The organism is Noviherbaspirillum sp. (assembly GCF_035654295.1).
Taxonomy (GTDB): domain Bacteria; phylum Pseudomonadota; class Gammaproteobacteria; order Burkholderiales; family Burkholderiaceae_D; genus Noviherbaspirillum.
The window spans coordinates 29,683-40,107 of the sequence record NZ_DASRXF010000019.1 but is presented as its reverse complement, the minus strand read 5'-3'; the positions used below and the strand labels follow the sequence as shown (position 1 = coordinate 40,107).

Genomic DNA, 10,425 nt, shown 5'->3' with positions numbered 1-10,425 from the left:
AGTCCGTCACGCCTTCCGCCGTGGTGAGGTCGAATTTCGGATTGCCGTTGATCTCGTCGTTGACATAGATCACGTCGCGCAGCACGGCGAACAGGTGCTCGTGGATCCCCTTGATCATCTTGCCGTCGACGAAGGCATTGGCGGGCGCGCTCTTGATATCGAGCTTGATGCCGCGTTCGCGCTGGATGATGCTGATTTCGAAGGCTTTGTAGCGCTCCAGCAGTTCCTTGCCGTCGTCGAGGGCGTTGCCGCAGTTCAGGACAGCGAGGGAACAGTTCCGGAAGATCGAGTACAGTCCGCCCTGGCTGGTGTCCAGCAGTTTCGCGACCTCCGATTTGGAGAGGATATCGAGGCGGCCTTCCGGGGAAATCTGGGAATCGACGACTTCGGGTTTCATGAGTTGCATTTTCTCGAGTTGCAGGAATTTGGATGCCGTGCGGGCATGTTTTCCAAGACAGCTTACACGCATAAATGCCTGCCGCGTATACCAGGATCAATGAACCGGTTGCCTGTTGGAAGGCGCATGCAATGAGCGGGAGCAGGCTGGCGGGCAGGGCGAACGTTTGCAACAGGCTTGCGTCGAACGGTTTTGATCAAGGCGGAACGGCGCATGCAGGAAATGAGCTTGAACGGCTTCCCTGCCGAAGGTTTGCGGCTGGAGACGCTGGCGCGTTACCAGATCATGGACACGGCGGCGGAATCCCGCTTCGACGAGATCGTGGAGCTGATCGCGCGCATCTGCGAGACGCCGATGGCCATCATTTCGCTGCTCGACGAAAAGCGGCAATGGTTCAAGTCGCGAATCGGTCTGGACGTGAGCGAGACGCCAAGGGACATTGCATTCTGCCGTCACACGATAGGCCAGGAAAAGGTGTTCGTCGTGCACGATGCGCTGGCCGATCCCGAATTCGCGGATAACCCCCTGGTCACCGGCCCGCCGCATATCCGCTTCTATGCCGGCGCGCCGCTGGTGACCGTCAACGGCGTCGCGCTCGGCAGCCTGGCCGTGCTCGACAGGGTACCGCGCGTGCTGTCCGAGACTCAGACCGTCGCCCTGCGCGTGCTGAGCCAGCAGGTGGTCGCCCAGTTGGAGTTGCGCCAGCACCTCGACTCGCTGTCGGAGATGGTTGCCGAACGGGAAAAGGCGGCCGCGAAGCTGCGTACCGCCCACGGGTTCCTGGAGCAGCGGGTCGCCGAAAGGACAGCGGAACTGCAACGCGTCAACGCCAGCCTCAGGGAAGCCTACGACCGGCGTGTGCAGGAAGCGCAACTGTCGCAGGACATCATCGACAGCCTGCCCGGCATCGTCTACGTATTCGACCATGAAGGCCGCTTCGTCCGCTGGAACCGCAACTTCGAGACCGTCACCGGTTACTCCCGGGAGGAAATGATCAGCGCCCATCCACTCGATTTCTTCGCCAGAGCCGAGGACAAGGCGATGGTGGCCGAACGCATCGGCGAGGCGTTGAGGAGCGGGAGCGCCGTGGTGGAAGCTGACCTGAGGACCCGGGACGGCCGCTGCATACCGTATTACTTCAACGGAGTACGCATCGAACTCGACGGCCGGCTCTGTGTGGCCGGTATGGGGATGGATATCACCGAGCGCCGCATCGCCGAGGAAACGCTGCGCCTGCGCAACCGCGCCATCCAGGCCAGCGTGAACGCCATCATCATCACCGACCTGGAAGGCGACATCGAATATGCCAATCCCGCCTTCGAGCGCATCACCGGCTATCCGGTGGACGAAGCCGTCGGCCGCAACTGCCGCTTCCTGCAACGCGACGATACCGAGCAGCCTGGGGTCGCCGCACTGCGGGCCGCCATCGCCCGGCGGGAAGAAGCCTCGGCCCTGCTGCGCAATTACCGCAAGGATGGCGCCCTGTTCTGGAATGACGTCCACATTGCGCCGGTGCGCGGGGCAGACGGCGTCGCCACCCACTTCGTCGGTGTGCTGAACGACATCACCGAGATCAAGCATTACGAGCGCGAGCTGGAGCGGCAGGCCAGCGTTGACGCGCTGACCGAGCTGGCCAGCCGCAGCGTGCTCAAGGAGCGCATCCGCGAGGGCATCGCCACCGCGCAGCTCATGGAAACTTCGGTGGCCGTGGGATTCATGGATCTCGACAACTTCAAGTTCATCAATGACAGCCTCGGCCACAATGTCGGCGACGAGCTGCTCAAGCAGGTAGCGCAGCGCCTGGTTGCCTGCCTGCGCGGGCAGGACACGATCGCCCGCTACGGCGGCGACGAATTCGCTTTCGTCCTGACGGGTCAAAAGGACGAGGCCGCCATCGCCGGCCTGCTGGACCGCATCCTCAAGACGATCGACCGGCCTTTCCAGATCGACGGCCACAAATTCTTCGTCAGTTGCAGCATCGGCCTGAGCTTCTATCCGAAGGATGGGCGGGATGCCGATACCCTGCTCAAGAATGCCGACGTCGCGATGTACCGGGCCAAGGAGCGGGGCAGGAACAACTTCCAGTTCTACACGCCGTCCATGAACCAGCGCGTGACGGAGCGGCTGTCGCTGGAATCGAAGATGCGCCAGGCGCTGGCCGGGGGCGAGTTCGCCCTGCATTACCAGCCGAAGATCGACCTGCGGACCGGCCGCATCGCCGGCACGGAAGCCCTGATCCGCTGGAATCCCGGCCACGGCAGCGGCCTGATCTCACCCGCGACCTTCATCCCGCTGGCGGAGGAAACGGGGCTCATCGTGCCGATCGGGGAATGGGTGCTCAATACCGCCTGTGCACACCACAAGACGCTGCAGGAAGCGGGACTGCCGCCGATGCGGGTGGCGGTCAACATTTCCGCGCGACAGTTCGAGCCGCGTTCGATTGTCAAGCTGGTACGCGAAGCCCTGCTCGCCTCCGGCCTGGATGCCAACCTGCTGGAGCTGGAACTGACCGAGAGCCTGGTCATGCAGAACCCGGAAGACGTGATCAAGGTCCTGCACGACCTGAAGGACATGGGCGTGCATCTCGCGATCGACGACTTCGGCACCGGCTATTCGAGCCTCAGCTATCTGCAGCGCTTCCCCGTCGATCGCCTGAAGATCGACCAGTCCTTCGTGCGCGACATCGGCAAGGACCCGAACGACGCCATCATTGCCCGCGCCATCATCTCGCTCGGACACAGCCTCGGCCTGGCGGTCGTGGCAGAGGGCGTGTCGAGCATCGAGCAGCTCGCCTTCCTGCGCGAGAACGGATGCGATGAAATGCAGGGCTACCTGTTCAGCCGCGCCGTGCCGATGGAGGAACTGCAGATGATGCTGGCGAATGGGAAAACCTTGGCTGTGCATTAGGCGGGTGTGGCGGGGTTTGCGCACGCAATGGTTCTTTGTGTGCATTGGTGGGTTTCGCTTCGCTCTACCCACCCTACGGTTCTTTATAGAGGACGGTAGGGTGGGTAGAGCGCAGCGAAACCCACCGCGCATTACTCGCCGCCCGCCGCTTCAGGCAATCGCCTTTTTCTGCGCCGACGTAATGGTCCAGTAGTAAATCGTCTTCGAGCCGATGCGCTCAACTTTCTCCGGCGGCCATTCCGGGCCCATGTCGAAATCGTGCGACACCACGCGGGTGCCGATCTTCAACTGTTTCCAGAGCTGCGGGCGCAGCGCGCGGTTGACGTCGGGCAGCAGGTAGAGCGTGACCACGCTGGCCTCGGAAAAATCGGCGGTGAAGAGGTCGCCGACCATGAACTTGACCTTGCCGTTGACGCCCGCCGATTCCGCATTGGCCTTGGCCTCGGCGATACGCTCCGGGTTCAGGTCGATGCCGACGCCGCGTGCGCCGCGTTCCTTGGCGGCGGTGATGACAATGCGGCCGTCGCCGCAGCCGAGGTCGTAGACAACATCGTCCTTGGTGACCTTGGCGATTTCCAGCATCCTGTCCACCACGGGCTGCGGCGTGGGCACATACGGGACATCCGGCTTGCGCGCGGGCTGCTGCGAGAACGCCGTGCCTGCGAGTGCCAGCATGGCCGCCAGGAGCAGGACGCTCAGGGCGGGAGCAAGCAGGCGTGACAGTGGTACGGCGCGTTCAGGGCGTTTCATGGGCGTCTCCTCCGGAAATGGAACGAATGACGGACTGCCGACGGCCGTCGGGACGGGCGCGCATCAGCAGCAACAGGACAAGACCGGCGGCCAGGACCACGACCCCGATCCACGCGGCGTTGAGGCCGCCGAGCGATTGGCTGTAGACGTAGGAAAGGCTGGACCACAGCATATAGGCGCAGGTCGCGCAGAACACGGCCGGGAGCAGCGGGTACAGCGGCACCTTGAACGGCCGCGCGGTCTGCGGCTCGCGCGCGCGCAGCACGAACAGCGACAGGCCGGACAGGAAGAAGAACAGCCAGAATACCGGCGCCGTAAACTCGACCATCGACTTGAAACCGCTGCCCGTCCATGTCCCCACGGCAACCAGCAGCAATGCGGCGGCGCATTGCAGGCGCAGCGCGTTGGCGGGCGTGTCGCGCCTTCCGTCCCAGGCGCCGAGCGGAGCGAGGATGGGCCAGTCGCGACCGATCGCATAATTGGTGCGGGCGCCGACGATCATCGTCGCGTTGATGGAGGTCAGCGCCGAGATGGCCACGATCGCGGAAATCAGGCGCGCGCCGGTGTCGCCGAAGGCCGCTTTCAGCATGTCGGCCGCCACTGCTTCCGAACGGGCCACGCCTTCCATGCCCAGCACTTTCCAGTAAGACCAGGTCACCAGCAGGTAGAGCAAGGTGATGATGAGGATGGACCACACCAGCGACCTCACCATGTTGCGGCTGCCGCCCTTGAGCTCCGCGCTGATGTAGGCCGCTTCATTCCAGCCGCCGTAGGTGAGCAGCACGAACACCATCGCCATGCCCAGCGACGCCGCGCCCGGGGACGACGTGCTTGCCGCCACCGGTTCCGCCTGCCCGGGGGTGACGAGTGCGGCGCCGACGATGAGCAGCAGCCCGAGGACTTCGAGCGCCGTCAGCCACGACTGTGTCGAGGCGCCGGTTCGCGTGCTGCGCAGGTTGACCCACGACAGGAGCACCACGGCTCCCGCCGCGTAGGCCGACTGGCTCGCGGTCTTGCCGATGCCCGGCAAGGGCAGGATCTGGTGCATGTAATCGCCGAAGACAAAGGCCAGCAGCGCGATCGATCCGGTCGTGATGACGGAAAAGCGCGCCCAACCGAACAGGAAGGCGACCGAGCCGCCGTAGGCACGGCGCAGGAAATGGTAGTCGCCGCCGGTATGGGAATAGGCGGTGGCCAGTTCCGCATAACACAGCGCGCCGATGAGCGACATAACGCCGCCAAGCAGCCACGCGGCGAACATCCACGATGCACTGCCGGACATCGCGGCCACCATCGCGGGCGCCTTGAAGATGCCGGCGCCGACCACGATGCCCACGATGATCGCCACCGCTTCCCGGACTCCGAGGATTTGCTGGGGCGCGCCGCTGTGCGGACCAGTCGCGTCGGGGGCGGGAGTAGGGCGTTCCTGCATCATCGGTCTTCGTCCGGGGTTCAAGGGGCTGGGGCGTTGATGTGCGAAACCGGCGGCCGGAAAAAGTTTCGCGCGCGCGGCACCGGTTCGCTTTTGCTCAATAATTTCCACGCCTCCACGCCATTTGCCCGGCAAGCCGAACCTGACGGCAGGCATGGGTCTAACACCTTACCTATTGCATTTGCTGAGGCATCAAATGGTTACGTTATCTGGAGGCAGCATGAAGAAGTTACCCATCGCCATTTTCGTTTCTCTGCTCGGGACTAGTGCCATGGCGCTCGCGCAAGGCAGTTCCACCTCGTCGACAACGCCGGAGCGCACGATGCAAGGCGGCAGCATGAGCTCGGACAGCCCGGCCGCGACCGGGACATCGAGCGGCACGGGCAGCACGATGAGCGGCGGGACCATGAGCAGCGGAACGATGGGCAGCGGGACCGCTCCCGGCGTTACCAGCGGAGGCAGCGGCACCTCCGGGGCCGGCGCTTCCGGCAGCAGTGCCGGATCGGGCGCGGCAACTGGTACGACTGGTGCGGCCGGAACGAGCGGTACTAGCGCCACCGGAGCCACCGACGCATCGGGAACCTCCGGCACGATGGGATCGACGGGGGCTGCCGGCAGGACCGGAACATCGGGCATGGGCAGCAGCCCGTCCGGCGCAACGGGCGGCGGCAGCACTTCGGGCACGACCGTCACGCCCGGGGCAACAACCGGTGTAACCGGTGGAACGACCGGGGGCGCAACCGGGACCGGCATGGGTAGCGGCGGCACCGGCGTGACGACCGGCACCGGCGCCGCGGGCACCAGCGGCGTGGGCAGCGGAACGATGACGGAAGAGGAATGGCGGCGCCGGGGCGGCATCAGCGGCTCCAGCGGCGCTTCGGGTACCACCGGAACCACCGGCTCCGGCACATCGACCGGCAGCGGCACGAGCCTGCCCGGGCCGACCGGCACAAGCTCGGACAGCGGCCCCTCCGGCATGACGGGCACAGGCAGCGGCCGCTAAGGCCGGCGCGCCGGCAGCGTTGCCGGCCGTGCAACCATTCCGGGCCGGTCGGCTCAAACACACATGCTCACGCCGGTACTTGTCCTGCTCGTATTTCACGGCGTCCTCGGCGGCGCCGATGTGCTGATCAATCATGAACTGCGGGAACGCCTGCCATCGCGGCTGTCGGCGCGTCCCGAGCAGTTTCTCCATGGCGCGCGCGAGCTGATGTTCGCATTGATCTTCGGCGGTCTTGCCTGGCTGGAATGGGGCGGGCTGTTGGTGTGGCTGCTGGTAGCGATCGTGTTGACGGAGTTCTCGATTTCCCTGACCGATACGCTGCTGGAAGACCGCACACGCCCGCTGCCGGCGTTAGAGCGCAGCATGCATGTCGTGCTGCTCGTCAACTTCGGCGCCTACAACGCCTTGCTCGTGCCGGTGCTCATGGAGTGGCACAGCCTGCCCACCGGTTTCCGCATCGTCCACCATGGCTTGCTGACTTGGCTGCTGTCCGTGCTTTCGCTTGCGGCGTTCGCCTGGTGCCTGCGCGACTGGCTCAGCTACAAGTCGTTGGGAAAACGTTTGCATTCGGAAAGGCTTGCCTCCGCCGCGGGATGAGTTCCCGCTGCCGGTGGCTTTGCCGTGCTGCGTCAAATTCCGGAACTATTGATGCTATTCATGATCTTTTGTCTACGTAGCGGAAACTCCACTTCGGTATAACGCCGGCGGGGCGCGATCCGCCCCGCGCGAAGCCCGGACTACCACGCCGTTGTCAGCTGTCACTGGTTCCTGATCCAGAACACCAGTGCGGTCTGTCTTGTGCAGCCGGAACGTTCCGCGTTTGCCGCGTGGATTGCCGTTTGCTTTCGACATTCACCGGATCCCTCCCATGCCATTTCAATCCTTCCGCCTGACTTTGCGTTTCGTACTGCCGCTTGCCCTCGTGCTGGGCTTGCTCGCGTACGCGGTCGTCCCGCTGGTGGATACGCTCACCTTGCGATGGTTCATGCGTGACCTCGATGCGCGTTCGCATTCGCTTGCCAATGCCTTGCAGGACCCGCTCGTGGAATATGTGCCGCAGCGGGCAGAACGGCGCATCGGCCAGCTGTTCGACCGCGCCCTGCGCGACGAGCGCCTGTACGCGATCGGCTTTTGCGATCCTTCCGGGAACCTGCTCTACAAGACCGCGACCTATCCATCCACCCTCGGCTGCCGCCCCGCGCAGCAGAACGGCGCCCGCAATGCGCTCGTGACCATGCCGAAAGGATCGGTGCATGTGTCCGAGAGCCCGCTGGAACGCGATGCGCAGTACCTCGGCAAGCTGGTGCTGGTGCACGACATGAGCTTCATCGAGCGTCGCAGCGCCGATACGCGTAAGTATGTGATCGGTCTGTTCGCCGCGATCGCGCTTGTGACCTCGCTCATCACGGTGTTCATCGCGCATCTCAGTTGGCGCGACTGGATCTCTTCGATGAAACGCCTGCTGCGCGGAGAGATCGGTGCGCGGCCGCAGCAGCAGTCGCCGCAGGCCGATGTCCATCCGCTGGAAGGCGACCTGCGCGCCTTGCTGCACGAGTTCAGTATCGAGAGGCGCACGCGCGACGATTCCACCCACCTGTGGACACCGGAGAAGCTGCGCCTGCTGCTGCATGAAGAGCTGGCGGGGGATGAAGTGCTGGTCGTGTCCAACCGCGAGCCCTATCTGCACATGCGCACCCGCAACGGAATCGAAGTACAGCGCCCGGCGAGCGGCCTCGTCACTGCGGTCGAGCCGGTCATGCGCGCCTGCTCGGGCACCTGGATCGCGCATGGCAGCGGCACCGCCGACAAGGAAAGCGTGGACCGCAACGACCGCGTGCCGGTCCCGCCGGGCAATTCCGCCTACACCTTGCGGCGCGTCTGGCTTTCCAAGGAAGAGGAAAAGGGCTATTACTACGGCTTTGCCAATGAAGGTTTGTGGCCGCTGTGCCATATTGCGCACGTGCGGCCGGTGTTCCGCTCCTCCGACTGGGAGCAGTACGTTGCGGTCAACCAGCGTTTCGCCGATGCCGTGATCAAGGAAGCGCGCACCGATGACCCGGTGGTGCTTGTGCAGGATTACCACTTCGCCTTGCTGCCGCGCATGGTCCGCGAAGTCCTGCCCAAGGCCACCATCATCACTTTCTGGCATATCCCCTGGCCGAACCCGGAATCCTTCGGCATCTGCCCGTGGCGGGAAGAAATCCTGGAAGGCCTGCTGGGAAGCACCATCCTCGGCTTCCATACGCCCTTCCACTGCAAGAACTTCCTGGAAACGGTGGACCGTTACCTGGAAACCCGCATCGAGCATGAATCGTCGACCATTTCCTACGGCGGCAAGCTCACCCAGGTCGAGCATTACCCGATCTCGATCGCCTGGCCGGAGCAGAAGCGCGGGGTGCCCGGCATCGAGGAGTGCCGGCTGTCGGTGCGCGAGGAAAACGGCCTGCCGGCCGACCACCTGCTCGGCATCGGCGTGGATCGCCTGGATTACACCAAGGGCATCCTGGAGCGCTTCCAGGCCGTGGAGCGGATGCTGGAAGCGCACCCGAACCTGGTTGGAAAGTTCACCATGATCCAGATCGCGGCGCCGTCGCGGTCTTCGCTGGAGGAATACCAGAATTTCGAAGCGCGGGTAAGGGCACTGGTGCAGCGGGTCAATGCGCGTTTCGGCAGCGGGAACTACCAGCCCATCATCCTGAAGGCGGAACACCATGATGCCGAGCAGGTAAACCGGTATTTCCGCGCGGCGGAAGTCTGCATGGTGACCAGCCTGCACGACGGCATGAACCTGGTGGCGAAGGAGTACATCGCCGCCCGCGACGACGAGCGCGGGGTGCTGGTGCTCAGCCAGTTCACCGGCGCGGCGCGCGAGTTGCACGAGGCGCTGGTCGTCAATCCCTACCATATCGAGCAGAGCGCGGAGGCGCTGTACCGCGCCGTCACCATGCCTGAAGTCGAACAACGCGACCGGATGCGCAGCATGCGGTCGCTGGTGAAGGACTTCAACATCTACCGTTGGGCAGGACGCATGCTGCTCGATGCCGCCCGCCTGCGCCAGCGCGAACGCATCATGACCCGCATCCGTTCGCACAGCCGCAAGTCCCTGCGCCGGGTGGTCTGAGGATGCAGGCCCTGTTTTCCGAGGAGGGGCGCCGTCGGCTGGCCGCGATTGCACGCCCCGGCCTGCTGTGCGCCTTCGATTTCGACGGCACCCTCGCGCCGATCATGCCGCGTCCGGAGCAGGTGCGCATGCCGGATCCTGTACGGGAGCGGCTTGAGCAATTGCGCCTGCTTGCCCCCATCGTCATCATCACCGGCCGCGCGCTCGACGATATTCGCGGCCTGCTCGGGATTGCGCCGGATTTCGTGGTCGGCAACCACGGTATGGAGGGCGTGCCGGGCTGGGAGGTGCGCGCGGCCGAACATGTGCGCCACTGCGCCGCGTGGAAAGACCAGTTGTCTCATATACTGGAGGAACATGCGGCGCAGACCGAGGGTATCGTGATCGAGGACAAGCGTTATTCCCTGTCCGTGCATTACCGTGCCGCGCCCGACCGCGAGCGTGCCGAGGCCTTCCTGAATGCGGCATGCGCCAACCTTGAACCAAGGCCGCGGCTGGTGGCCGGCAAATGCATCGTGAGCCTGGTCGGCGTGGATGCGTGGCACAAGGGAAACGCGCTGGAAGCCCTGGTGGAATCCACCGGCGCCGGTGCCGCCGTCTACGCCGGCGACGACGTGACGGACGAGGATGTTTTCCGCATCAAGCGGCCCGATCTGCTGTCGGTGCGGGTGGAGCACAGCGAAACCAGCGCGGCGGATTTCTTCATCCCGCATGCGCAAGACATGGAAGCGCTGCTCGACGAGTTGATCCTCCGCCTGCGCGCCTGCAACGCGCGCAACTGGTTGCAAGGCGCAGCGCTGCATCTTTGAAAGGGC

The 10,425-nt window shown here is 64.5% G+C and carries 8 protein-coding genes; 4 read left to right on the top strand and 4 right to left on the bottom strand.

The genetic code is table 11. The annotated features are described in order from the left end of the window. Positions 1-397, bottom strand: a 397-nt coding sequence (locus tag VFF99_RS01960) for a DUF4478 family protein (protein WP_325014486.1), incomplete at its 3' end; no start/stop codon positions are given. Between the two features lie 228 nt (positions 398-625). Here VFF99_RS01960 and VFF99_RS01955 point away from each other — a divergent pair. Continuing rightward, on the top strand, positions 626-3,304 hold the full coding sequence (locus VFF99_RS01955; RefSeq protein WP_325014484.1) for a sensor domain-containing phosphodiesterase: 2,679 nt from the start codon (positions 626-628) through the stop codon (positions 3,302-3,304). Positions 3,305-3,454: 150 nt separating this feature from the next. On the opposite strand, the gene VFF99_RS01950 is transcribed toward VFF99_RS01955, so the two are convergent. The 3 genes from VFF99_RS01950 to VFF99_RS01940 all read right to left on the bottom strand — a co-directional run bounded on the left by VFF99_RS01950 (position 3,455) and on the right by VFF99_RS01940 (position 6,473). Beyond that, the gene (locus VFF99_RS01950; RefSeq protein WP_325014482.1) at positions 3,455-4,054 is read right to left on the bottom strand and encodes a class I SAM-dependent methyltransferase; all 600 of its coding nucleotides are present in this window, start codon (positions 4,052-4,054) and stop codon (positions 3,455-3,457) included. Continuing rightward, positions 4,041-5,489, bottom strand: a complete 1,449-nt coding sequence (locus tag VFF99_RS01945) for an APC family permease (RefSeq protein ID WP_325014480.1) — start codon at positions 5,487-5,489, stop codon at positions 4,041-4,043. The genes VFF99_RS01950 and VFF99_RS01945 overlap by 14 nt, the downstream gene beginning before the upstream one ends. A 189-nt stretch (positions 5,490-5,678) precedes the next feature. After that, on the bottom strand, positions 5,679-6,473 hold the full coding sequence (locus tag VFF99_RS01940; protein WP_325014478.1) for a hypothetical protein: 795 nt from the start codon (positions 6,471-6,473) through the stop codon (positions 5,679-5,681). A 79-nt stretch (positions 6,474-6,552) separates the two neighbouring features. Here VFF99_RS01940 and VFF99_RS01935 point away from each other — a divergent pair, with 79 nt between their 5' ends. The 3 genes from VFF99_RS01935 (at position 6,553) to otsB (ending at position 10,419) form a co-directional block, all read left to right on the top strand. Then, positions 6,553-7,086: a hypothetical protein gene (locus VFF99_RS01935; RefSeq protein WP_325014476.1), complete on the top strand. Its 534-nt coding sequence runs from the start codon at positions 6,553-6,555 to the stop codon at positions 7,084-7,086. Positions 7,087-7,357: 271 nt separating this feature from the next. Continuing rightward, on the top strand, positions 7,358-9,610 hold the full coding sequence (locus tag VFF99_RS01930) for a trehalose-6-phosphate synthase (protein ID WP_325014474.1): 2,253 nt from the start codon (positions 7,358-7,360) through the stop codon (positions 9,608-9,610). Between the two features lie 2 nt (positions 9,611-9,612). Continuing rightward, complete coding sequence (gene otsB, locus VFF99_RS01925) at positions 9,613-10,419, top strand: trehalose-phosphatase (protein ID WP_325014471.1); 807 nt, start codon at positions 9,613-9,615, stop codon at positions 10,417-10,419. Positions 10,420-10,425 lie beyond the last annotated feature (6 nt).